The following is a 25,039-nucleotide window of genomic DNA, read 5'->3' on the forward strand; positions in this document are numbered from 1 at the left end:
GCGATATCCACCGATTTTACGGAGACTTGCATGACCCGTTTTCCGGCCCTGCGCCGCACCGCATTCGCCGCCGCGCTTCTCGGCTCGATCGCCCTGCCCTCCGCCGCCGTGGCGCAGGCCGCTGCCGAAACCAGCTACAGCATCCCGCAGGACCGCATCAGCGGGCTCGCCGATTTCGTCGATGGCGTGATGGCGCAGCAGATCGCGACGCGCGAGGTCGCGGGTGCGGTGGTCACCGTCGTCTATCGCGACAAGGTCCTTTTCTCCCGCGGTTACGGCTTTGCCGATATCGACAAGGGCATCGCGGTCGACGGGCAGCAGACTTTGTTCCGGCCGGGGTCGGTGTCGAAGATGTTCACCTGGAGCGCGCTGCTGCAACAGGTCGAGGCGGGCCGCGTCGATCTCGACGCCGATGTGAACAAATATCTCGATTTCAAAATCCCCGAGTTCGAAGGCAAGCCGATCCGCGTGCGTGACCTGCTATCACACACGCCCGGGATGAGCGACGTCGGCGGGCTGACCGCGCCGACGCCCGACAAGATCACGCCTTATGTCGAATGGATGAAGACACATATTCCGGTGCGCCATTGGGCCCCGGGGACCGAGACCTCCTATTCGAACTATGGCTCGGTTCTCGCGGGCTATATCGTCGAGCGCGTGTCGGGCGAAGCCTTTCCCGACTATGTCGAAAAGCACATCTTCGCGCCGCTCGGCATGAATGCGACGACCTTTCGCGAACCTTTGCCCGCCGCGCTCGCGCCGCGCATGGCGTCGGGTTATCAGGTCAAGGACGGGCGGCTCGTCGCCGACCCGTTCGAGCTGTTCAGCCCGGTGATGCCCGCGGGATCGGGAACGAGCAGCGGGCCCGACATGGCACGCTTCATGATGGCGATGATGAACGGCGGCGCGCTCGGCAACGCGCGCATCCTGAAGCCCGCCTCGGTCAAATATCTGATGACCAATTCGGTCGCCAACGCCCCCGGCCTGCCCGGCATGGCGCACGGCTTTTTCGTCGTCCGCGAGAAAGGCCCGCGCATGGTCGGGCATGGCGGCAACACCGGCGATTTCCATTCGAATATGATTTTGGCGCCCGAGGCGGGGCTGGGCTTCTTCATCTCCGAAACCGGCGGCGAGGGCAGCTATGGCGGGCGCACCGAACTGACCGAGGCACTCATCGGCCGGCTGTTCCCCGTCGCCCCAGCCCCGCGCGTCGCTGCGCCCGCGAACGAAACATTGCCGCTCGGCGCCTATCGCGTGAACCGGCGCGACTATGCGCGCGCGCCCGATCCCGAGCGCGACCTGAAGATCGCCGGGGCGGGCCCGAATGCCGTCACCGTCACCAACGACGGGAAAACCAGCTATTGGGAACGTATTGGCCCGATGCGGTTCGAACAGGCGACCGGCGCCCGCGCCGGCGGCCCTTATGAGCAATTGCTATTCCATGGCGCCGAGGGGCGCTGGCGCCTGTCCTTCACGTCGCAACCGCATGTTCTTTATCATTTCGTTCAGCCCTGAGGAGAAGCCATCATGAAGCTGTTGATCGCCCTCGCGCTCTCCTGCGCGCCCGTCGCCGCCCTTGCGCAGACCGTCGCGGCCGATACGCCCGGCAAGCTCGCCAGCGGCGTGCAATATGTCCAGCCCAAGGACTGGACCGCGTCGACGCAGGGCCCCGCGCTCGTCTTCACCTCGCCCGAAGGTGACCTGCGCATCGTCGTCGCCGAGATCGGAACCGCCGCCGATGCCGCGGATGCGGCCGCCAAGGCGTGGGCGGTCATCCGTCCGGGCGCCGTGCCGACGCAGCGCACCAGCACCGCCGCGCCCCCGGCCGACGGCTGGGACGAACGCGTGAGCTTCGCCTATGAAACGCTGCCGACCGAGCGCGCCGCGCGCTCCGCATCCGCGCTGCGCAAGGGCAGTGCCTGGACCGTGCTGATCGTCGACGGGTCGGCGGGCACCGCCGCCAAGCGGTCCGCCGCGATGTCGGTGGTTTCGCAGGGGCTTCGCCCCGCGGGTTTCCAGAAGGAAAGCTTCGCCGGCAAGACCGCGCACGAACTCACCCCCGAGCGCGTCAAGCTGCTCACCGACTTTGTCGAGGCGAGCCGTCAGGAGCTTGAGGTTCCCGGCGTCGGCTTCGCGCTGATCGATGACGGCAAAGTGCTGTGGCAGGGCGGCTTTGGCGTCCGCGCGCTCGGCTCGCCCGAAAAGGTCGACGAGCACACCAAGTTCATGATCGCCTCGAACACCAAGGGGATGACCACGCTACTCCTCTCGACGCTCGCCGACGAGGGCAAGCTGCGATGGGACGAGAAGGTCGTCGACCTCTATCCCGAATTCCGGCTCGGCAACGACGAGGTCACCAAGTCGGTGCTCGTCAAGCATCTGATCTGCGCCTGCACCGGCCTGCCGCGCAAGGATTTCGGCTTCATCCTCGCCGACAAGGGCCAGCCCGCCGCCGACACCTTCAAGCAGCTCGCCGCGACGATGCCGACCAGCAAGTTCGGCGACCTGTTCCAGTATAACAATCAGCTCGCCTCGGCGGCGGGCTATGTCGGCGGGCATATTCTCTATCCGAAGATGGAGTTCGGCGCCGCCTATGACCGCGCGATGGAAGAAAAGGTCTTCAAGCCGCTCGGCATGAAGGACAGCAGCTTCGATTATGCCGAGGGCATGGCGGGCAACTGGGCGGCGCCGCACGGCCTCGACATCGACGGCAAGGTGACTTTGATGTCGAACGACTTCAACTGGTCGCCCTATCCTTACCGTCCTGCCGGCGCGGCCTTCTCCACGACCGCCGACATGGTCCGCTATGTCCAGCTCGAACTCGGCAAGGGCATGCTCGACGGCAAGCGCGTGGTGAGCGAAACCAACCTGCTCGCGCGGCGCGAGAAGGGCGTGCAGGTCGGACCCGACAGCTGGTACGGCATGGGGCTGTTCCAGCGCGACGCTTCGGGGGTGCAGGTCGTCACCCATGGCGGGACGCTTTTGGGCTATCACAGCACCTGGTTTGCGCTTCCCGAGTCGGGCGTCGGCATGGTGATCCTGACCAACAGCGATCCGGGCGCGTCGATGCTGGCGCCGACACTCCGCCGCCTGCTCGAAATACTCTATGACGGCCAGCCCGAGGCGGCGCGCGACATCACCGCGGCGGCGACGCGGATCAAGGCGCAGGCCAGTGCGAAGCGCGAGCGGCTGACCTATCCGGGCGATCCCGCGGTGCTCGCCAATCTTGCAGGCCATTATCGCGATCCGTCGGTCGGTCAGATCACGGTCAGCGAGAAGAACGGCCAGAAATGGATCAAGGCGGGCTTCGTCGAGGGACCGATCGCCACCCGCAAGAACGCCGACGGCAGCATGTCGATCGTCTCGGTCGGCCCGGGCAATATCGGCGTCGATGCACTCGTCGGGACGAAGGACGGCAAGCGCACGCTGAACATCAACGACGGCCAGCAGACCCAATATCTCTACGTTGAGGACTGACCATCAGGGAGATTTCCGCATGGCCCGGCCGCGGAAATCTCCTCAATCGGCCGTCACGTCGATCTCGCGTTGCTGGCGAATATCGGCCGAGGACGATCCGGCCATGATCCGGTAACGGCCGGGGACGACGCGCCACTGGCCGCGTTCGGCGTCGAATTGCGAAAAGGCACGGGGGTCGAGCGTCACGTTGACCGTCCGGCGGGCGCCGGGCGCGAGATCGACCTTGGCAAAGCCGCGCAGCGCGATCGGCGGATCGCCGGCGCCGGGCGCGAGCGGTGCGACATAGATCTGCACCACTTCCTTGCCGGCGCGCTTGCCGGTGTTGCGCAGCGTGAGTTTCGCCGAAACGGCGTCGCCGCCCTTAGCGCGCGCGGGGGCCGACAGCGCCGAATAGGCGAAGCTGTTGTAGCTGAGCCCGTGGCCGAAGGCGAAAAGCGGCGTCACGCCCTTCGCGACATAGCCGCGGTAGCCGACGAGCAGCCGTTCGGAATAGGGCGTCTTGGCGCCCTTGAGGTTGATCATATCGTCCTCGGTCCGCGCCGGGAAGGTGACGGGCAGCTTGCCCGACGGATTGACCTTGCCCGTCAGCACGTTCGCGAGCGCCGCCGCGCCGCCCTCGCCCGGCAACCACATGTCGACGATCGCCGGTGCCTTGCCGGACCAGGGCATCGTCATCGCGGCGCCGGCGTTGACGACGACCGCGGTTTTCGGATTGGCGGCGATGATCGCGTCGACGAGCTTGTTCTGCTCACCCGGCAGGTCGAGCGAGGTGCGGTCATAGCCCTCGCCCTCGGTCGTCGAGGAGGAGCCGACGAACACCAGCGCGGCATCCGCGCCGCGCGCCGCCGCAACTGCCTCGTCGAACGAGGGCAGCGGCTCGCGAATGCCGAAGCTCAGATATTCATAGGGTGTCTGGCCGTTCACATAATCGAGCCGGATCGGATAGCTCCGCCCCGCTTCGAGTTGGACCGACACCGTCCGGCGCGGGATCGGGAAGCCGAGCACGTCGCGGATATCGGGCTTCGACGCGCTTGATTTCGACAGCACGGTCTTGCCGTCGAGCGTGATCGTCGCATTGCCGGTGCCGCGCGTGCTGAATTCATAGGTGCCGCTCTTGTCGGGCCAGAACAGCCCTTCCCAGCGGAACGCCGCATAACCCGTCACCTGCGGTCCGGCGATATTGCCGCTGATCCGCTTGAGAAAACTTGTCGCGGTTTCGCGCTTCACCGGCTCGCCGCTCATATCGGCGTTGGCGTAATAGGTCGCCGCGAGGCCGGTGACGCTGCGGTCGTTGCCGGGGCTGAACAGCTTGGCGTTTGCGCCCGGCGGGGTCTCTTCATTGTCGACGCCGCGCGCGTAGTCGATCCTCACACCCGGGAGGGCGGCCTTGAGCGCCGCGAGCGGTGTGCTCGTCTCGAACGGCACCACCGCCGAGCTGCCGCCGCCCTGGATGCGTACGACGTCGGCGTTCGGGCCGATGACAGCGAGCGACTTGATCGACGCCGGCAGAGGGAGGACGCCGCTGTTCTTGAGCAGGACGATCGCCTCTTCGGCGGCGCTCTGCGCGAGCGCGGCATTGCGCGGCATCTGTTCGGCGACCGGACGCGCGACACCGCGTTCGAGCGCGCCGCTGCGCACGATCAGCCGCACCATACGGCGCGCATTGTCGTCGAGTTGCGCCGCCGTGACCTTGCCCTCCTCGACCGCCTTCTTGAGCTTCGGCCCGAAATGGTTCGGCGGCCCCGGCATTTCGAGATCCATGCCGGCATTGACCGTCGTCGCGGTCGAATGGACCGCGCCCCAGTCGGAGACGACAAAGCCTTTATAGCCCCATTCACTCTTGAGCAGGTCGGTGAGCAGCCAGCGGTTCTCGGCCGCGTGGGTGCCGTTGATCTTGTTGTACGCCGCCATCACCGACCAGGGATCGCCCTGTTTGATCACGGTCTCGAACGCCGGGAGGTAGATTTCGCGCAGCGTGCGCGGGTCGACCACCGAGTCGACGATGAAGCGGTTGGTTTCCTGATTGTTCGCGGCGAAATGCTTGAGCGAAACGCCGATGCCCGCACCTTGCGCACCCTTCACATAGCCGAGCCCGATCTGACCCGCCAAATAAGGGTCTTCGGAATAGGTTTCGAAATTGCGGCCCCAGCGCGGGGTGCGCACGATGTTGACCGTCGGCGCGAGCAGCACGTCGGCGCCATGCGCGAGCGTTTCCTTGCCGATCGCCGCGCCGACCTTCGCCGTAAGATCGGGGTTCCACGTCGCCGCCATCGCGACGCCGACGGGGAAGACCGTCGCGGGCTTGCCCTCGGGCGAGCGCACCCCGGTCGGCCCGTCGGTCATGCGGATCGAGGGGATGCCGAGCCGTGGAATCGGGTTCAGCGTCATCGACGATTCGCCCGCGAGCAGCAGGATTTTCTCGTCCTGCGTCAGCCGCGCCATCAGGTCGTCGACGCGCGCTTCGAGCGGCGCCGATTTGTCCTTGTAGATCATATCCTGCGCCTGTGCGCCGGACAGCGCCACCGTGGAGGACAGCAAACTTGCCGCCAGATAGGCTGTCCGGCTCTTCATCACTTGATCTCCGCCAGATCCTTGGCGGTCGCGGCGAGCATCTCGTCGGTGATCTTGCCGTTCGAATAGGGCTGGAGCTGGGTCAGGCTGATCGCCTTGAACATCTCATATTCGGGCAATGCGATCATACCGGGGAAATGCTTTTCGATCACCGCCTTGCCCTTTTCGTCGGCGACGATGTCCTGCAGCGGGGTGTCGAGGTTGAATTTCGCGTCGCTTGCTGGCGCAGCCGGTGCGGGCGCTGCGGGCGCAGGCGCGGGGGTCGCCTGGGCAAAAGCGGGGGCGGCGGCCATCAGCGCCGCAACAAATATGGCAGTTTTCATTGTGCTTCTTCCTTTCCGAGATCGGCGACCATCGCCTCTCTGATCAGATATTTCTGGACTTTTCCCGTCACCGTGGTGGGGAATTCACCGACGATACGCACGTAGCGCGGGACTTTATAGTGGGCGATCTGGCCGCGGCAGAACTCGCGTATATCGTCCGCGCCGACGTCCGCCCCAGGCTTCAAACGCACCCATGCGCACAGCTCTTCGCCCATGCGCTCGTCGGGAATGCCGACCACCGCGACGTCCTCGACCGCGGGGTGGCGATAGAGATAATCCTCGACCTCGCGCGGGTAGATATTCTCGCCGCCGCGGATCACCATATCCTTGAGGCGGCCGACGATATTGCCATAACCTTCGGCATCGATCGTCGCGAGGTCGCCCGAGTGCATCCAGCCGTCGGCGTCGATCGAATCCGCGGTGCGTTCGGGCTCGTCCCAATAGCCGATCATCACCGAATAGCCGCGCGTGCAGAGCTCGCCGGGTTCGCCCGAGGGGACGATGTTGCCGCCCGCATCGACGATCTTGCATTCGAGGTGCGGCTGCACGCGGCCGATCGAGCCGACGCGGCGCTCGAACGGATCGTCGGGCGCGGTCTGGAAACTCACCGGGCTGGTTTCGGTCATCCCATAGGCGATCGTCACGTCGCGCATGTTGAGCCGTTCGACCACCTGCCGCATCAGCGGCTCGGGACAGATCGCGCCCGCCATGCAGCCGGTGCGCAGCGACGAGACGTCGAATTTGTCGAAATCGGGATGCGCGAGCAGCGCAATGAACATCGTCGGCACGCCGTAGAGCGCCGTGCAGCGTTCGGCCTCGACCGCGCGTAGCACTGCATCGGGATCGAAACCCTCCGACGGATAGATCATCGCGGCGCCGTGGGTGATGCTGGCGAGGTTGCCCATCACCATGCCGAAGCAATGATAGAGCGGCACCGGGATGCAGATGCGGTCGCCCTGCCCCAGCCCCTGCGTGCGGCCGACGAAATAGCCGTTGTTGAGGATGTTGCGATGGCTGAGCGTCGCGCCCTTGGGCAGGCCGGTGGTGCCGCTGGTGAACTGGATGTTGATCGCGTCGTTGGGGTCGAGCGTCGGCCCGATCGCGGCGAGGCGCTGGCGGTCGGCTTCGGTCGCCAGCCCCGCCGCATCGTCGAAGCGCAGCCAGCCCGCACGCGCGTCCGCACCGATCAAGATCAGCGAGCGCAGCGTCGGCAGGCGCGCGGCGCGAAGCTCGCCCGGCGTGCTCGCGGCAACTTCGGGCGCGAGCTCTTCGATCATCGCCGGATAGTCGCTCGTCTTGAAGCTGGTAGCCGCGACCAGCGCCGACAGCCCGACCTTGTTGATCGTATATTCGACTTCGGAGAGGCGATAGGCGGGATTGATCGTGACGAGGATCAGCCCGGCGCGCGCCGCGGCGAACTGGGTCAGCGTCCATTCGACGCAATTGGGCGCCCATATGCCGATCCGGTCGCCGGGATTGAGACCGAGCGCGAGCAGCCCCGCCGCGAAGGCGTCGGATCGTTCGAGCAGTTCGGCGAAATTCCAGCGAATGCCCTGCGTGACCGAAACGAGCGCGTCGCTTGTCCCCCAACGCGCCGCGGCGAGCGCGAGCGCGTCGCCGATTGTGTGTTCGATCAACGGGGGTTCGGTTGCTCCGTGAACATGGCTCGTCATTTTCCGGGTGCCTCGCATGTAAAGCTCGCCGCATCGTCGGTCGAACCCTTACTGTCCCATTTCGCGACCTTGGGGAATGCACAGAGCGGCCGCGTCCGCCCTGCCTTTGCGGGGAGGCCGATATAGGCGAACAGGTCGTTGTCATATTTGGTCGCGATGATCCGTTCGGGCGCAGCACCGCCCTGCCGCCAGCCGTCGAGCGCCGCCAGCGGATCGAAGTTGTTTGGCCCCGGCCCGCCAAGACAGTGCGACATGCCGGGAACCATGAACAGGCGCACCGAGGTCGATGCAGCCTTCGGGTTCGCCGCGACGAGACGCTCATAATAATCGACGGTGTTCTGCGCCGGAATCCCGGCGTCGTTCCAGCCGTGGTACAGGATCAGCTTGCCGCCGCGCTTGTAGAAGGCGCCGAGGTCGGTGCGGTCGGCGTCGAGATCGCCGCCGACGCGTGTCTTCGCCAGCGCATAGTCGCGCTCGAGATTGAAGTCAGCGAGCTGCCAGTCGGGATTGGCGTGGACGAAATAACGGAAAAAGGCGGTGCCGAACTTTACATGCTGCGACGTCTTGCCGGTCAGCCATTGCGACCAGGTTCCGGCTTCGGCCTCGGCGCCCGGCGCGAAGCCCGGGTAGAAGCTTTTGCCATCGGCGCTTTTCGCACCCTCGTAGAACAGCTTCGCGGTCGCGACTTCGCCCGGCGTCAGGCAATCGGCCCCATCGCCGCCCTTGCACGCGAGCTGCGCGGGATCGAAGTGACAGACGCGCGGATCGTCGATCACGCCGTCCTTCACGCCGTCGAGCGCGTCGCATTGGCCGAGCGATGCCGTCTGGAGCAGCTTGAGCTTGGCCATGGACAGGTCGCCGCCGGGTTTGTTCGCTGCGACCGCATTATTCGCGAAGGCGCTCGCCATGCGCGTCCATGGCATTGCGGGAGCGCCCGCGATGATCGCGTCATAATCGGCGGGGTAACGCTGCGCGAGGGTCAGCGCCTGCCGCCCGCCGTCCGAACAGCCGTGAAAATAGCTCGCGGCGAGCGGGTTTTCATAAAAGGCCGCGATCACCTGTTTCGCGGTCTCGGCGCCGACATGATTGGCGCGCCAGCCATAGTCGCGGATCTTTTCGGGCGCGTTCAGCGCCCAGCTCGCGTCGACATCGGCCTCGCTGACATGCCCCATGTCGGTGCCGACCGCGGCATAGCCTTTCTGCACCGCGCCGCGCATCAACAGCGAGGGCAGCAGCATGTTCGCGCCGAAGCCGCCATTGCCCGCACCGAGCAGCTTGCCGTTCCAGCCCGCGCGTTCGGGCAACCACACCTCGACCTTGATCGACGATCCGGGCACCGGCGACAGCGTCGCCTGCACGCGGCAGAAGGCGGCGGGGGCCGGAAGGCCGGGTTTGCCGGCCTCCAAATTGACCATCGCGCCGCCCGCAAGCGAGGTCGCGGCATCGACCTTGCCGTCCTTCAGCGCAAGACCGTTCAGCGCTTCGCAGCTTCCGACCTTTTGGGCGACCGGCGTGGGGGCCGGTGCAGGTTCGTTCGCGGTGCAGCCCGCGAGCAGCGATCCGCCAGCGAGCAGGAGGAATGATGCGGCCCTCATTTGCCGATCAGTCCCTGGCCGCGCATCCACGTCGCCATCGCGTCGGTCCACGCGTCGCTCGGTTTGCCGCTCTTCTTCATGCCGAAACCATGGCCTCCGCTCTCGTATGTGACGATCGTGCTGCTCGCGCCCGCGCCCTTCCACGCTGCCGCAAGGCGGACGCTATCGGCATACGCCAGCTTGTCGTCCTTCGCCGCCGCGACGAACAGCGGCGGCGCCTTCCTGGGTACCGCGATCGCGTGGGGCAGCAGGCCGGGGTAGATGGCGATCGCGAAATCGGGACGGCTGGCGGGCTTGTTCGCCGCCAGCGTCCACACGGTCACCGCGCCGCCCGCCGAAAAGCCCATCAGCCCGACTCGGTTCGCCTTGATGCCATAGCGAACGGCGTTCTTGCGCACCCACTTCACCGCATTCTCGCCGTCGGCGGTCGCGAGCGGGCGCAGCGGCTCGACCGCGGTGCGCAAGGAGGGGAGATTGGCGAGGTAACGCATCATCTGGAGCGGAAAATCGGCGCCGGTTTCGAGCAGGCGATATTTGAGCACGAAGGCGGTGACGCCCTGGCTGTTCAGCCATTTGGCAACCGCCTCGCCCTCATTGTCAATCGACAGCATGTGAAAGCCGCCGCCGGGCGCGACGATCACCGCGGTGCCGTTGGGCTTTTCGGCGACATAGGGGGTGAGCGTCGCGTCGGACACGTTGCGCACGATCGTGCCGAACGGCCCTGTTTCGCGCACCTCCTTCGAGGTCGCGGGCACCGGGTCCGACGACAGACGGATCACCTCCCACGCGCAGGCGGGGATTGCGACGATGGCAAGCGCACCGGCGATGGCGGCGGAGAGGCGCATGGTCATGACTTTCATTATTTTCCGTCCCGTGCGGCGGCGATGGCGGTCAGCGCGGGCGTGGTTGCCGGCGCCATTACGGTTGTCTCGATCCCCATCGACAGCAGTTGCGGCGCCGCGGGATTGAGCCGCGACCAATTGGGCAGCCCGCTGCCGTTCGGATCGCCGGTCTTCGCGAAATTGGTCCAGTAATCGCCGAGCTGCTTCGCCGCCGCATGGTCGGCGGCGGTGGCATCGGCGGGCAGGTTGCCGAACTGGAAGGCGACATCCGACGCATGCACCGCGCCGACATCGGGTTCGCGCTGGCCCTCGGCGACATAGCCGAAACGATAGAGGAAGGTCGGCACCCCGGCGCGGGCCTGCAGCAGACCAAAGGCGAGCGCGGGTTCGGCGAAGATCGCGTCGCCGCCCAGCCGCCGGTTTGCCTCGTCTTCGCTTGGATAAGCCGCCTTTACGGTTGCGGCAGCAGCACCCAGCGCCTTTTCGACCGGGCCGTTGACCATTGCGCGGAACGGCGCGGGGATGAAGCCGAGTTCGTCGTCGTTGCTGCCGATGATATAGGGGATGCGCGCCTGCTTGCCCTCGGCGAAGATGGTCTCAGCACCTGCGGGAACGATCGTCCCGTCGGTCATCGGCCCCGAATAGCGATCCTCTTCCTTGCTCATCAGAGCGAGGCTGCCGAGAACCTTGTCGGCGGGCAGCGCGCGTAACGCTGCAGCGTCCACGGCGCCCGCCCGCGTGCCGAATGCCTGCCCTTTCGCTTGTGCATCAACCAGCGTCGGCCAGTCGTCGCGGCCGCCTCCCGACGCGACGATCGCGCGCGCGAACAAGCCTTTTGCAGCGGGCGACGCCATCAGGCGCGACACCGACTCCCCGCCCGCGCTTTCACCGAAGATCGTGACCTTCGCCGGATCGCCGCCGAATGCCGCGATGTTGCGCTGAACCCATTTGAGCGCAGCGATCTGGTCCATCAGCCCCCAGTTTCCGTCCTGCCCCAGCGCGGGATGCGCAAAAAAGCCGAAGCGGCCGAGGCGGTAGTTGAAGCTGACGATCACGACGTCGCGCTTCGCGAGCAGGCTGCCGTCGGTTTCAGGCAGCGTGCCCGATCCGCCGACGAAGCCGCCGCCATGAATCCAGACCATCACCGGCAGCTTTGCGCCCTTGACGGGTTTCGGCGTCCAGACGTTGAGCGTCAGGCAATCCTCGCTCATCGGCCGCGACCCGGGTTGAATGCCCGGCAGCGGATTTTGCATGCAGTCAGGGCCGTAGCTCGCCACCTCGCGCGGTGTGCTCCACGGCTGGACCGGCGCGGGTGCGCTCCAGCGAAGGGCGCCAACCGGCGGGGCGGCATAAGGAATGCCCTGGAACGCCGCGACGCCTTCGGTAGTCGCACCCACCACGGCGCCACCATCGATCGCCACCTGCTGCGCAGCGACCGGCGAAGCCAAAAGTGCAGCCGAAACCAATATGCCGCGGATCATTATTTGCCTCCGGTGGTGAAGGTGAAACGGCCGGGGCCGGTACGGTATAGAGAATAGCCCTTGTCCTCACGCAGCCGCTGGGCGCCCGCAGGCGGAACCACGGTTCCGAAGCGCGTGGGCACCCAGATCTCGCCCGTCGTGTTCGCTGGCACTTCGGCGGTCAGCGTCAGCTTGCCCGCATCGACCTTCCAGCCCGAAAAGGCGCGACCGTGGGCGGTGTCCATCGCAGCTTCGGCGCTCGCAAGGCCATCGGGGATCGCGGGCTTGACCAGCACGACCTTATACCCCGGCGCGCCCGGCCGCAGCCCGGCGAGCCGCTGGCGCATCCAGTCGGCGATCGAGGCGAAATAGTGATGGTCGCGCGAGCGGCTGTTCAGGCTCCACGTCTCGAACATCGTCTTGTGGCCGTTCTTGATCCACCAGCCCCAGCTCGGCTCGTCGGTGCGCGTCGCGACCCGGTACGCAAGGTTCGCATGGCCATAATCGCTGAGGATTTCGAGCAGGTAGCGCGCGCCATAGACGCCGGTGCGCAGCCCCTGTTTGTCGACATCGCGCGCGATAGTGTCGGCGACGCCCTGTTCGCGGCCCGGCGGCACCATGCCGAACGCGAGCGGCAGGATATTCTGCACCTGCGTCGGCGGACCCGCGGCGCCCTTGGCATCGACGGTCCGATACCAGCCGCGCCTCGCGTCCCAATAGCGCGCGTTGTAGGCGGTGCGGATATCCTCGGCGAGCTTCGTGTACCGTGCCGCATCGTCGGCCTTTCCGACGATCGCCGACGATTTGGCGAGCAGGTCGGCCTGATGGAAGAAATAGGCCGTGGTCACCGCGTCGATCCCGCCGCCGCGCGAGTTGCTGTAATCCATCCCGCCCGCCGACGCCCATTCGGAGAGCCCCGCCGAACGCTGGAAATCGGGCGCCTTGATGAAGGTCGCGGTATAATCGACGAGACGGCGCTGCATGTCCTGATTGTCGGCAAGGATGCGCGTGTCGCCATAGGTCGTGTAAAGCTCCCACGGCAGGATCATCGCCGCGGCGTCCCAAGGCGTCGTCGGCCCCCAGATCACGTTCCACCCCGGGGTATTCTCATAGCCGTATAAGGGCGTCGTCGGTGCGATCTCGGGCACCTCACCCTTTTCCGATTGCGCATCGCGGAAGTCGGCAAGCCACTTCGTCCACACGCGCGCGACGTCGAGGCTGCGTGCGGCGGCGCCTGCCGACGCCTGCGCATCGCCGCTCCAGCCGTTCTTCTCGTAAGTCGGCGTGTCGGTCTGGAAGCCGTGGAGATTGTTGAGGATCGACGCGATCGCAGCAAAATCGATCTGGTTCAGCAGCGGATCGGCGCTCGCAAAGCTGCCGGTGTGCGCGACCGCCGAATGGACGATACGGGCGGTCAGCGCGCCCTCACCCGGTGTGCCCGGGAACCCGTCGACCTGTACATAGCGAAAGCCGCGGTAGCCGAAGCGCGGTTCCCATTGCTCGGCACCCTTGCCCGCGAGCGTGTAGCGGTCGGTCTGGAGCTGCGCATCGATCAGGCCCGCGGCGGGGACGACCCTGCCGTCCTCGGCGACGCGCTCGCTCGCCACCATCGACACGGTGAGCCCGCGCGGACCGCTGACCTTGAGCACCGGCCAGCCCGCGACGATGCGGCCGAAGTCATAGACGTGGACGCCGGGGGCGACTTCCTTGACGGCCACGGGGGCGATATTCTCGACCGGTTCGATCGCTTCGGAGTTGGCGGCGACAAGCTGCCCCGCCGGTCCTGCAACAACCGGCGCAGCCTGCCATTTGCGGTCGCGGAAGCCTGCGCGGTCCCAGCCCGCCGGCACCAGTCGCGCGTCAAAGCGTTCGCCGCGATGGACCGAGTCACCCAGCGTCGGGCCGGACAGGGTACGCCAGCTGCCGTCGGTCGCGATCGTCTCGCGGGTGCCGTCGGTGTAGGTGACTTCGAGCTGCGCCTTGAGCGCGGGTTCGGCGTGCCAGGGCGCCGCGTGGAAATACCATTCGTTCGGATCGGTCAGCCCGTACCAGCCGCGCCCGAGTTCGGCGCCGAGCACATTCTCGCCGCGGCGCAGCAGGCTGGTGACGTCGAGGGCATAACCGAGAACGCGCTTGTCATAGGCGGTGAACCCCGCACCGAGCGACGAGCCGACGACACTGCCGTTGACCGACAGACGCGGCATGCCCGCGCCCGCATAATAGAGCCGTGCGCTGGCCACCGGCTTGGCGAGACGGAAGGCGCGCCGGACGAGCGGTGCGGGCGCTTCGATCGGAAGCACGAGATCGACCCCCGGAACGCCGCTGGCGACGACGAGCCCGTCCCTCGACACGCTGCCGCCGGAAAAGGGATTGTCGCCGCCCGCGAAATCATAGGCGACTGCGGGGCTTTGGGTGCCCGATACCCGGACGGCGTGAATTGTAGCGGCGCCGGCCTCCTTGCCCGCAAAGCCTATCGTGCCATGCTTGTGCGCGTCATTGTCGACCGTCGCGACAACCGCGCCGTCGATGCGTGTGACGATATGCCCGCCCTCGGCGCGGATCGACAGCGCGATGCGTCGTCCTTTCAGCGGCGCCGTGAGCTTGACCTGCCCCAGCCGCTCCATCTTGATCGCCGAACTCATCCCGCCCGGATAGCGGCGGACGGTCTGGATCAGCTCGGGCCCGTTCTTGTCGTCGGCGAGCGTCCAGACATAGGCGTCGCCATAGGTTTTGCCGTTAGGCAGCGCGCGGAACAGCACGTCGACGCTCTTGCCGGTCAGCGTCAGATCGGCGTCGAGCGTCAGGTCGCCCCAGTCATGGTCGCGCCGTGCGGGTCCCGAAATCCATTGGGCCTGCCAGTCGGACGCGCCGAGCAGTCCCGTTTCCCACCAGGCGGGAATGCTCCATCCGGTGGCATTGCCGCCCTCGTCCCATACCTGCACCTGCCACCAATAGCGTTGGCGCGATGCGAGCGCAGGCCCGGCATAGGCGATCTGGACATTGTCCGCCGAGGTGACCTTACCGCTGTCCCAGAGCGGCGCGCGCTCGAGGCCGGCTTCCGACGTTGCGACGCGGATGCGGTATGCGCTCTGCCGCGCCACCGGCGACCGCCACGCGAGACGCGGCGCGGCGGTGTCGAGGCCCAGCGGCGCCGCGGCATATTCGGTCCGCAGCTCCGCCGGCGCCTGATCGGCGGCATAGAGCGGTGTCGCCACCAGACCTGCCGCCGCGAGCACGCCCAATAGCAGGCTTCGCAGACTTCCGATCAGCGGCAACACCCTACTCCCTTAAAATTTGGTACGGATACCGAACGACACGAGCCGGCCCAGCGTGCTGCCATTGGTATAGCCCGCCGCATTGTTGAAGTAAGGCGGATCCTGGTCAAAGACATTGTCGACGTTCAGCGTCAGCAGCGTGTTTGCGAGCATGTCGCCCAGATCATAGCTGAAGAAGAGATCGACCGTATCGAACGCCGCGATGCGCGTCTGCGGCGGAAGGCCGATGATCGGATAGCCGCTGCGATGGTTGAGCGACGCGCGCGCGGTGAAATCGCCGACCGTCGCGCCGAGCCCCGCGGTAAAGAGGAAGCGGCCCGTCCCGTTCTTGAGATCGTCGTTGACCGGGCCGCCCTGCACCACCTGCGTCTCGCGATTGAGCAGATAGCTGCCGGTGAAATTCGCATGGATCGAGCCGAAGCCGGTAGGGCGATTATAGGCGAGGTTGAAGTCGATCCCATCGACGTTCACCGCGCCGAGGTTCGCACGCTGCGCGAGGAAGAGCACATAGGGCGAGCTGATCGCGAACAGGGTCGCGAGGTTCGGCACGCCGTCGACGCGGAGGTTCCCCGCCGCCGCCTGCGCCTGTGCGAGCGTCGGGTTGAGGATGAAGAAATCCGCATAGGCAGGCGTCGTGAACAGCAAGGGCGACGTGAACGGCGGCACCGCGATCGCGTCCTTGAACTTCACGTTGAAATAGGTCGCGCTGGCGACGAAGCCTTCGAGCCCCGCGGGCTTGAGATCGAAGCCGAGCGACCAGGTGTCGGCGGTTTCGGGCTTCAGATTGGCATTGCCGCCGGCGATCGCGATCGTCGGGCGCAGCGCGTCGAAGGGTGAGCTGTTCGGCGCGCGGAAGGGGCTGAACGGCAGTACCTGGACGCGCGCGTCGACCGAATTGCCGAGGTCGGCAAGGCTCGGCGCGTGGAACGACGTGCCGTAATTGCCGCGGATCGTCAGCGCCTCGAACGGCCGCCAGGTCACGCCGATCTTGGGATTGGTCGTGCCGCCGACGTCGCTGTAATCGTCGTAGCGGACCGATCCCGACAGCTCGAGGCTGTAGAAACCCGGCGTGCGGTTGTCGGCGCCGAAGATCGGGATCAGCAATTCGCCGAACAGCGACTTCACATTGCGCGCGGCATAGGCGTTCGAGCCGGTAACCGCCGCTTCGGGGCCGCTGCCGGTGAACGAGCGGATATTCTCATAATGATATTCGCCGCCGACCGCGAGACGCACGTCGCCGCCGGGCATCGCGAACAGCGGGCCGTCGAGCACGACGCGCCCTTCGGCGAGCTCCTGCGTCGCTTCGCCATAGTTGACGAAATCGTCGATCGCCGCGAGCACCGCGGGCGACGTCGCCGAGAGATTATAGGGGTTGAGCGCGGTGGCCGTCGTTCGGCCGGCGAGCGCGATCGTCGCCGCGGTCGAATTGAACGAGCGCTCGGTCGATTCATTCTCGCTGCGTCCGAAGTTGGCCATTGTGCGCAGCTGCCAGCCGCCGCCGAGTTCGAAATCGAAGCTGGGGGTGATGCCATAGGAAGTGAAGCTCGACGGGCTGTCGTTGCTCGGCCCGAAGACATCGTCGAATGCGAAGGCGACGCTGTGCGCGAGCTCGGTCCCGATCGGGCGGAAGAAGGGGTTCGCGGCGGTGATCGTCCCGCTCATGCTGCTCTGCGCGCTGCGGTGCAGCGTGTCGCGCTTCGACCAATAGGCCGACAGCTTGAACGCGACCGAATCGCTGAGATCCTGCGTCAGTCCGGCGAAGACGCTGTGGCGTTCCTCGCGCGGATAGATGGCGGCATAATCGGTCTGGTCGCAGCGGTTGACCCCCGGCGCGCGGCCCGGAAGCGCATAGGTCGTCGTGCCGACGGTGATGTTGGCGAGCGCGCAGGCGGTGCTGCGGAAATCGCCGCCGCCGCGGTCGGTCTGGTTCGCGGTCGCATAATCGCGGTCGAGCCCGATCAGATCGTCGTGCCAGGCGTAGGAATAGGAAATATAGGCCGAGCCCGAACCCCAATCCTTGCCCGCGATGACGCTCGCGTCGATCGTCTGGTAATTTTTGGCAAAGCCATAGCGCGCGTTGACGCCGATGCCGTCATAACGATCGCGCGTGATGAAGTTGATCACGCCACCGATCGCGTCGGAACCATAGATCGACGAACCGCCGTCGGGGATAACATCGACGCGCTTGATCACGTCGGGCGGGATGACCGAGGGATCGAAGCTCGTCTGCAGGATGCCCGCGCCGACCATGCGGTGGCCGTCGACGAGCACGAGCGTCGTCGAACCACCGCTGTTGCCGAGGTTGCGGATATTGGGGCGCACGATCGGGTTGCCGAAATTGCCGAGCCCCGCCGGGATCGTCCCGAAATTGCCAACCTGCGGGATCGAGGCGAGCAGGTCGTTTGCCGACGCGGCGCCCGAGGCGACAACATCGGCCTCGCTGACCGCGACGACATTGGTGCCGACCGGCGCGACGCCGCGCAGCAGGGTGCCGGTGACGACAATGTCGGCATCGGCCGGAGCGTCGGAATCGGCCTCCTGCGCATGGGCGCTCGCTGCGCCGAACAGCGTACCCGCGCACGCCAGTACCGAAATGCCCCGCCGCCACGCGTTCCGCCGCGCCGCAAAATCCAGACCCGCCGTCGTCATCGCCTTCATCGCATCCTCCCTGCACTCGCCCTCGCGAGTTGTCCCTTTTGACGGAGGTGCCTGTCCGGCCATCTTGTTCCTCCGATGCCACGCTTCGATGAGCGTTTCTGCATCACTGCTCATTATTTGTCTTTATCAATCACGTCAACGATCAAATTCAATCATTCGAACCCGAACGCCACGGCGGGCCGCGGTTTTGGTTCGAAGGCTTTGGGAATTTCAGGCGATGATGACGCGGATACCGGCGGCTTCCATCATCGCGACATGGTGCGGTTCGATTCCGGAGTCGGTGACGACGACGTCGATCTCGTCGAGCGAGCAAACGACATTGCCCGAGGGGCCCGAGAATTTGGAACTGTCGACGAGCACGATAATCTCGTCGGCGCGTTCGATCAGGCGGCGCTCGGCGGCGACGAGAATGACATCGGCCTGCATCAGCCCGGCGGGGCCCATCGACGCCGCGCCCATGAACAGCTTGGGCGCGTGAAAGCGCGGCATGCCGTCGTCGCCGGCCGCCGACAGGACGATATTCTGTTCGCGAAACACCTGCCCCGAGGGAACGAGGATGCGCGTTGTCGGCTGCGGCAGCAGCGCGCTGACGATATGCAGCGAGTTGGTCAGCACCTGCAGCGCGAGGCCGTCGAGATGCGGGCACATCTGGAGCGTCGTCGAGCCGCCGTCGATCATCACGCCCTCGCCGGGGATGCAGAGCCCCGCTGCCGCGCGCCCGATCGCTTCCTTCGCGGCGCGATTGCGGCCGATATTTTCGTGAAAGGGAATGCCCGACAGGCCGTCTTCGGACCCAGTCGGCGAAGCGCTCCCTCCTCCGATGCGCTTCGCCCCGCCGCGCACGCGCGTGATCACACCCGCTTCTTCGAGCCGGTCGAGATCGCGGCGAATGGTCGCGGGTGACGCGGCAACGCGGCTTTCGAGATCGCGGAACGAGACGAAACCGCTCTCGCCCAGGCTGTCGAGGATCATTTTTTCGCGTTCGGCTGCGTGCATTTGGGCCCCTGTCTCTATGCCTCTATTTGACGGGAGCTGCGCCGAGTTGCAATCGAATGATTAGACAATCCCCGCCGTGGTCCCCGCTGCCCGCCGTTCCTGCGCCTTGCGATCCCGCCAGCCGCTCGCACGATAAGCCGCGATCGTGTCGATCGCCCCGCCCGCTTCGGCGCGCGCCGCCGCGAGGATCGGGGTGACGTCGGTGCGGTACGCCGTGCGCAGCGCCTGAAACGCCATCATCGTGTCATTCGCTTCCTGCGCGGCGAGCAAAGCCTCGCGGTCGACGAGCAGCGCCTTGGCACAGGCCGCGACGATCGCTTCGGCCGACGAGAGCATGCTCTCAATCGGGTCGGTGACATTGTGCGACTGGTCGATCATGTACGCGGGGCGAAAATCGCCGCGCGGGTTCATCTCGGCCTCGATCAACTCGTTGAAGACGAGGAACAGCTGGTGCGGATTGATCGAGCCGCTGTCGAGATCGTCGTCACCATATTTGCTGTCGTTGAAGTGGAATCCGCCGAGCTTGCCGAAGCGATGCAGCCGCGCGACGATCTGCTCGATGTTCACGTTCGGCGCATGATGGCCCAGATCGACGAGGCATTTCGCCTTGTCGCCAAGTTCCTGCGCGACGAGGATCGAGCTGCCCCAGTCCGAAATCACGGTCGAATAGAAGGCGGGTTCGAACATCTTGTGCTCGATCAGCATCCGCCAGTCGGCGGGCAGCGCGGCATAGACTTCCGCCGCGGCGTCGAGATAGCGATCGAGGCTCCGGCCAAGATCCTGCTGCCCCGGGAAATTGGTGCCATCGCCGACCCACACCGTCAGGTCGGTGACGCCGAGCTGCTTGCCGATCTCGATACATTCGATGTTATGCGCGACCGCCTGATCGCGCACCTCGGCGCGCGTCGAGGAGAGCGAGCCCGTGGCATAGCTCACCGCCTGCCCCGGCTGGTCCTGGAATGTATTGCTGTTCACCGCGTCGAAACCGAGGCCAAGCGCCGCGGCTTCTTCGCGCAAACCGCGATAATCGCTGACCTTGTCCCACGGGAAATGCGGGCTAACGCGCGGCGTGGCGCGGCCGAGCTGCTGGATCACCGCGCAATCCTCGAGCTTTTCGTGGATGTTGGTCGGCTCGCCCGGAATCGGGAATTTGGCGAAGCGCGTGCCGCCGCGCCCCGCGCCCCAGCTCGGCACCGCGACCGAGAAGCCCGCGACCTTCGCCTTCACGCCATCGATGTCGATCCCGCGGCGGCCGAGCTGGCGGCCGAGGCTGCCATAATCATCGTCGAGCGCGTCGGTCAGACCGGCGTTCAGCCGCTCGATGTCATCCTGTGCGAGCGGCAGGTCGCCAGCCATAAAACTCTCCGTACCTTAGCGTGTGAATGCTTGCGCGTTGCCCGCGTCGACGTTGATCATGTTGCCGGTCGACTTTGCCGACATATCGCTGCTGAGGAAATAGACCGCTTCGGCGACATCCTCGGGCAGCACGTCGCGCTTGAGCATCGACCGGTTGCGATAATGTTCCTCGAGCTCGCTGCCCGAATCAATCCCGTGCGCGCCCGCGCGTTCGCGGCGCCAGTCGCCGTCCCAGATGCGCGACCCTTTGATCACCGCGTCGGGATTGACCGTGTTGACGCGGATCCCGAACGGCGCGCCTTCGAGCGCAAGGCAGCGCGCGAGGTGCAGCGCCGCCGCCTTCGCCGAAGCATAGGCCGACGCATTGGTCGCCGCGGCAATGCCGTTTTTCGACCCGATGAAGACGATCGACCCGCTGCCTTGCGCCTTCATCAGCGGGAAGGCCGCGCGCGCGGTGAGGAAATAGCCCTGCGCGAGCACGTCGTAATTGCGCTGCCACAGCTCGAGCGTCGTATCCTCGATCGGCGCCGACGAGGCGATCCCGGCATTGGCGACGAGAATATCGAGCCCGCCAAATTCGCGCGCGCACGCCGCGAACGCCGCCGCCACCTGCGCCTCATCGGTCACGTCGCACACCGCCGAGCGGATGCGGTCGCGGCCAAAGCGGCCTTCGAGTTCGTGCGCCGCCTTGGTCAGCGCGTCGGCGTCGCGGTCGACGAGCAGGACGCATGCGTCATCGGCGGCAAGCCGCTCGGCGGTCGCTGCGCCGATGCCACCCGCGCCGCCGGTGACGAGCGCGATGCGCCCCGCGAGCGGCTTCGGCTCGGGCATGCGCTGGAGCTTCGCTTCCTCGAGCAGCCAATATTCGATGTCGAACGCTTCCTGTTCGTCGAGCCCGACATAAGCGCCGATCGCCTCGGCGCCGCGCATCACGTTGATCGCGTTCGCGTAGAATTCGCCCGCGAGCCGCGCGGTCGTCTTGTCGCCGGCAAAGGTCATGCGGCCGATGCCGGGGACGAGCACGACCACGGGATTGGGATCGCGCATCGCGGGCGAATTGGGACGCGCGCAGCGCTGGTAATAGGCGGCATAGTCGGCGCGATATGCCTCGATCCGTTCGGCGAGATAGGCGCTGTCGTCGATCCGCGCCGGGTCGAGCACGAGCGGCGCGATCTTGGTGCGCAGGAAATGGTCGGGGCACGAGGTGCCGATCGCGGCGAGCTTCGCGAAATCGCGGCTTCCGGTGAACTCGAGCGTTTCGGCATCGTCGGCAAAATGCCCGACGCGGCGGCCACCCATCAGCCCGCGCAGCAACGGCATCAACTTCGCTGCGGCGGATGCGCGGTCGGCGGCGGAGCGCGGCGGTGCGACCTCGCCGCCAAACGCTGGCCCCCCGGCCAGTTTTGCGTTCAGATAATTCGCCGCGTCGGTGATCAGCGCGATGGTGTTGTCATAGCAGGCCTTGGCGCTGTCGCCCCAGCAGATGATGCCATGCCCGGCGAGCATCACGCCGCGGAGGCCCGGATGCGCGGCGACATAATCGCGCAGTTTCAGCCCGAGATCGAAGCCCGGGCGCTGCCAGGGCAACCAGCCGACCGCGCCGCCCCAGATCGCCCTGGTCGCGGCGTCGCCCTCACTGGAAGCGGCGAGCGCGATGATCGCGTCGGGATGGACATGGTCGACATGCGCGAAGGGCAGATAAGAGTGGAGCGGCGTATCGATCGACGCCGCGCGCGGATTGAGCGCGAAGGTGCAGTGCGGCAGATAGCCGACCATCTCGTCCTCATGGTCGAGCCCGCGATAGAGTTTTTCGAGGCCGAGCAGCTTGTCCTGATAGAGCGTCGAAAACCCGTCGAGCTTCATCGAACCGATATCGCCGCCCGAACCCTTGACCCACAGGACGGGGACGGTTTCGCCGGTCAGCGGATCGCGCGCTTTGAGCTTGGCCGAGGTGTTGCCGCCGCCGAAATTGGTGACGGTGAGGTCCAAGCCAAGGCGGTTCGAGCGATAGAGGAGCAGATCTTCGGGCGCCTTCCCCCGCGCCTCTTCGTCCGACCAGCGATTCGCCGGAATGGCGAACAGCAGCGCGGCGGCGTTGGATCGGGGCGTGACGTCCATAAGATCGGGCATGAAGGAAACTCGTTGTTTCGACTATGCGAGGATGTGTATCGAAATCGCTGGCGCTCTGCAATCAGTTTCGATAAAGTTCGATCAAATTCGGTCGCAACGAAGCAAAGGGAGAGGGATGAAGGGTCGCGCAACCATAGTCCTCGATAGCGGGAAAACCTTGGCAAAGCTGAGCCTTTGGTCCGCCGATGGCGTGATGATCGAACGCCGCGTCCACGCCAATGCGCGCATCGAAACGAGCGCCTATCTCGCGCTCGACGCCGCGGGGATCGAAGCGTGGGTCGCCGAGGCGCTGCGCGATTTCGCCAGGCTGGCCGATGTCGGCGCGATCATCCCCGTCGGGCACGGCGCCGCGGCGGCGATCATCCGCGGCGGCCGCCTCGCCTGCCCGCCGCTCGACTATGAAGATGCGATGCCCGCGAACCTGCGCGCGCGCTATGACGCCGAGCGCGACGCCTTTTCGGACAGCGGCTCGCCTTGCCTTCCCGATGGCCTGAACCTCGGCGCGCAGATCTTCCGGCTCGAGGCGCTCGATCCTGACCTTGCGCGCGCAACGCAAATCCTGCCGTGGGCGCAATATTGGAGCTGGCTGCTGAGCGGGGTCGCAGCGTCGGAATTGACGAGCCTTGGCTGCCACACCGATCTCTGGAACCCGCTGACCGGCACGGCTTCGGCGCTTGCTGAACGCCGCGGATGGGCCGCGCGGCTCGCGCCGCTTCGCCGTGCCGGCGATGTGCTCGGCACGCTGACGCCTGCATGGGTCCAGCGCACCGGCCTTCCCGCCGATACCGAAGTCCATTGCGGGCTGCACGATTCGAACGCGGCGCTGCTCGCGGCGCGCGGCTTTGCCGAGATTGCCGAAGAGGAATCGACGGTGCTGTCGACGGGCACCTGGTTCGTTGCGATGCGATCGCCCAAGGACGCCGCGTCGATCGATATAAGCGGCCTCGACGAGGCGCGCGACTGCCTGATCAATGTCGATGCGTTCGGCAAACCGATCCCGTCGGCGCGCTTCATGGGCGGGCGCGAGATCGAGACGCTGATCGGGCTCGACACGCGGCAGATCGATATCGCGCCCGACCAGCCCGCGCTGCTCGCGGCGCTTCCCGACGTGCTGGCAAGCGGCGCGATGGTGTTGCCGACCTTCGCGCCGGGCTTCGGCCCCTTCGCGCACGGACGCGGGCGGTGGATCGCCAGGCCCGACGATCACGCCGCACGCCGCGCCGCGGTGTCGCTCTATGCCGCGCTGGTCACCGACGCGTCGCTGGGCCTGATCGGCACCCGCGAACGGCTGCTGATCGAAGGGCGCTTTGCCGAGGGTCAGGTTTTCGTGCGCGCGCTCGCGGCGCTGCGGCCTGACCTGCGCATCTATATCGGCAAGGCGCACAACGATGTGTCCTATGGTGCGCTCCGCCTGATCGATGCCGCGCTGCCGCCGGCCGAACCGCTCGAACTGGTGGCGCCGCTCGACGTCGACCTCGCGCCCTATCGCGATCGTTGGCGGCGCGAAGCCGAACGGGTGGAAGAAGCCGCGTGAGACCTGCTTCGATCGGCGATTATCGCGAAGCCGCGCGGCGGCGGCTGCCGCTTTTCCTCTTCGAATATTTCGACGGCGGTTCCTATGCCGAGCGCACTTTGCGCGCGAATATCGAGGATCTGCAGGATATTTCGCTCCGCCAGCGGGTGCTGAACGACGTCTCGGCGATCGACCTGTCGACCAGCCTGTTCGGCCAGCAACTCGCGATGCCGGTTGCGCTCGGCCCGATCGGCCTCGCCGGGATGGCGGCGCGGCGCGGCGAGGTGCAGGCGGCGCGCGCGGCGGCAGCGAAGGGCGTGCCGTTTACGCTGTCGACCGTTTCGGCCTGCTCCCTCGCCGAGGTCGCGCGGGGCTCGCCGACGCCCTTCTGGTTCCAGCTCTATATGGTGCGCGACCGCGGCTTCATGCGGGCGCTGCTTGACGAGGCGAGTGCCGCGTGCTGCCCGGTGCTGGTGTTTACCGTCGATATGCCGCTCCCCGGCGCGCGCTATCGCGACGTTCGCTCGGGGCTTTCGGGCGCGGCAAACTGGCGCGGACAGGCGCGGCGCGTCGGTCAGGCCATGGCCCGCCCCGGCTGGGCATGGGACGTGGGGCTCAACGGCCGGCCGCACCAGCTCGGCAATGTCGCGCCGCTTCTCGGGCCGAAATCGGGGCTCGAGGATTTCCTCGGCTGGATGAAGGATAATTTCGATCCGGGCGTGACGTGGGCCGACCTCGATTTCGTGCGCTCGCACTGGAAAGGGCCGATCGTCGTCAAGGGCATTCTCGACGCCGACGACGCGCGCCGCGCTGCGGAGGCCGGGGTCGACGGGATCATCGTGTCGAACCATGGCGGGCGCCAACTCGACGGGGTGCCGTCGGTCGCGCGTGCGCTGCCCGCGATCGCCGATGCGGTCGGCGACCGGCTGACGGTGCTGGCCGACGGCGGGGTACGATCGGGGCTCGACGTCGTGCGCATGCTCGCGCTCGGAGCGCGAGGCGTGCTGCTCGGCCGCGCATGGGCGTTTGCGCTGGCCGCGGACGGCGAACGCGGCGTGCGTCATGTGCTCGACCTGATCGAGGCCGAAATGCGCGTCGCGATGGCGCTTACCGGGGTGACCGGGGTGGACAGGATCGGGCCGGAGACATTAGCCGCCTGATGAGGACGAG

Annotated in this window: 15 protein-coding genes; 4 read left to right on the plus strand and 11 right to left on the minus strand. The window is 66.4% G+C overall.

Annotated features, from left to right (window positions below; translation table 11 throughout):
* The first annotated feature begins 30 nt into the window (after positions 1 to 30).
* Together ATE70_RS06895 and ATE70_RS06900 are read left to right on the plus strand one after the other, a co-directional pair.
* Positions 31 to 1,515 (plus strand): serine hydrolase domain-containing protein, encoded by a 1,485-nt coding sequence (locus ATE70_RS06895; protein WP_058799870.1) that lies wholly within the window; start codon positions 31 to 33, stop codon positions 1,513 to 1,515.
* A gap of 12 nt (positions 1,516 to 1,527) precedes the next feature.
* Entirely contained in the window at positions 1,528 to 3,477 is a 1,950-nt protein-coding gene (locus ATE70_RS06900; protein WP_058537204.1) for a serine hydrolase domain-containing protein, read from the plus strand.
* Between the two features lie 42 nt (positions 3,478 to 3,519).
* Here the strand turns inward: ATE70_RS06900 and ATE70_RS06905 are convergent, their stop codons facing one another.
* The 11 genes from ATE70_RS06905 to ATE70_RS06955 all read right to left on the minus strand — a co-directional run bounded on the left by ATE70_RS06905 (position 3,520) and on the right by ATE70_RS06955 (position 22,356).
* On the minus strand, positions 3,520 to 6,048 hold the full coding sequence (locus ATE70_RS06905; protein WP_058537205.1) for a beta-glucosidase: 2,529 nt from the start codon (positions 6,046 to 6,048) through the stop codon (positions 3,520 to 3,522).
* The gene (locus tag ATE70_RS06910) at positions 6,048 to 6,371 is read right to left on the minus strand and encodes a hypothetical protein (protein WP_058537206.1); all 324 of its coding nucleotides are present in this window, start codon (positions 6,369 to 6,371) and stop codon (positions 6,048 to 6,050) included. The genes ATE70_RS06905 and ATE70_RS06910 overlap by 1 nt, the downstream gene beginning before the upstream one ends.
* Complete coding sequence (locus tag ATE70_RS06915; protein WP_058537207.1) at positions 6,368 to 8,044, minus strand: AMP-binding protein; 1,677 nt, start codon at positions 8,042 to 8,044, stop codon at positions 6,368 to 6,370. Before ATE70_RS06915 ends, ATE70_RS06910 begins: the two co-directional genes overlap by 4 nt.
* Positions 8,041 to 9,639, minus strand: a complete 1,599-nt coding sequence (locus ATE70_RS06920) for a tannase/feruloyl esterase family alpha/beta hydrolase (protein ID WP_058537208.1) — start codon at positions 9,637 to 9,639, stop codon at positions 8,041 to 8,043. The genes ATE70_RS06915 and ATE70_RS06920 overlap by 4 nt, the downstream gene beginning before the upstream one ends.
* Positions 9,636 to 10,499 (minus strand): alpha/beta hydrolase, encoded by an 864-nt coding sequence (locus ATE70_RS06925; RefSeq protein ID WP_058537209.1) that lies wholly within the window; start codon positions 10,497 to 10,499, stop codon positions 9,636 to 9,638. The genes ATE70_RS06920 and ATE70_RS06925 overlap by 4 nt, the downstream gene beginning before the upstream one ends.
* Positions 10,499 to 11,962 (minus strand): carboxylesterase/lipase family protein, encoded by a 1,464-nt coding sequence (locus ATE70_RS06930; protein WP_058537210.1) that lies wholly within the window; start codon positions 11,960 to 11,962, stop codon positions 10,499 to 10,501. Before ATE70_RS06930 ends, ATE70_RS06925 begins: the two co-directional genes overlap by 1 nt.
* The gene (locus ATE70_RS06935) at positions 11,962 to 15,216 is read right to left on the minus strand and encodes an alpha-L-rhamnosidase (protein WP_156419769.1); all 3,255 of its coding nucleotides are present in this window, start codon (positions 15,214 to 15,216) and stop codon (positions 11,962 to 11,964) included. The genes ATE70_RS06930 and ATE70_RS06935 overlap by 1 nt, the downstream gene beginning before the upstream one ends.
* A gap of 12 nt (positions 15,217 to 15,228) precedes the next feature.
* A complete protein-coding gene (locus ATE70_RS06940; RefSeq protein WP_058537212.1) occupies positions 15,229 to 17,874 on the minus strand; it encodes a TonB-dependent receptor domain-containing protein in 2,646 nt (881 codons plus the stop codon).
* A gap of 210 nt (positions 17,875 to 18,084) precedes the next feature.
* A complete protein-coding gene (locus ATE70_RS06945) occupies positions 18,085 to 18,870 on the minus strand; it encodes a DeoR/GlpR family DNA-binding transcription regulator (RefSeq protein WP_058537213.1) in 786 nt (261 codons plus the stop codon).
* A gap of 60 nt (positions 18,871 to 18,930) precedes the next feature.
* Positions 18,931 to 20,226, minus strand: coding sequence for an L-rhamnose catabolism isomerase (gene rhaI, locus ATE70_RS06950; protein WP_058537214.1), 1,296 nt, complete (start codon positions 20,224 to 20,226; stop codon positions 18,931 to 18,933).
* A 15-nt stretch (positions 20,227 to 20,241) separates the two neighbouring features.
* Positions 20,242 to 22,356 carry a bifunctional rhamnulose-1-phosphate aldolase/short-chain dehydrogenase gene (locus ATE70_RS06955; RefSeq protein WP_231732614.1) on the minus strand — a complete coding sequence of 705 codons (2,115 nt, stop codon included), beginning with the start codon at positions 22,354 to 22,356 and terminating at the stop codon, positions 20,242 to 20,244.
* A 193-nt stretch (positions 22,357 to 22,549) separates the two neighbouring features.
* Here ATE70_RS06955 and ATE70_RS06960 point away from each other — a divergent pair, with 193 nt between their 5' ends.
* On the plus strand, positions 22,550 to 23,890 hold the full coding sequence (locus tag ATE70_RS06960; RefSeq protein ID WP_231740058.1) for an FGGY-family carbohydrate kinase: 1,341 nt from the start codon (positions 22,550 to 22,552) through the stop codon (positions 23,888 to 23,890).
* Complete coding sequence (lldD, locus tag ATE70_RS06965) at positions 23,887 to 25,029, plus strand: FMN-dependent L-lactate dehydrogenase LldD (RefSeq protein ID WP_058537217.1); 1,143 nt, start codon at positions 23,887 to 23,889, stop codon at positions 25,027 to 25,029. Before ATE70_RS06960 ends, lldD begins: the two co-directional genes overlap by 4 nt.
* The last annotated feature ends 10 nt before the right edge of the window (positions 25,030 to 25,039 follow it).

This window comes from Sphingopyxis sp. H053, assembly GCF_001468225.1.
Classification (GTDB): Bacteria; Pseudomonadota; Alphaproteobacteria; order Sphingomonadales; family Sphingomonadaceae; genus Sphingopyxis.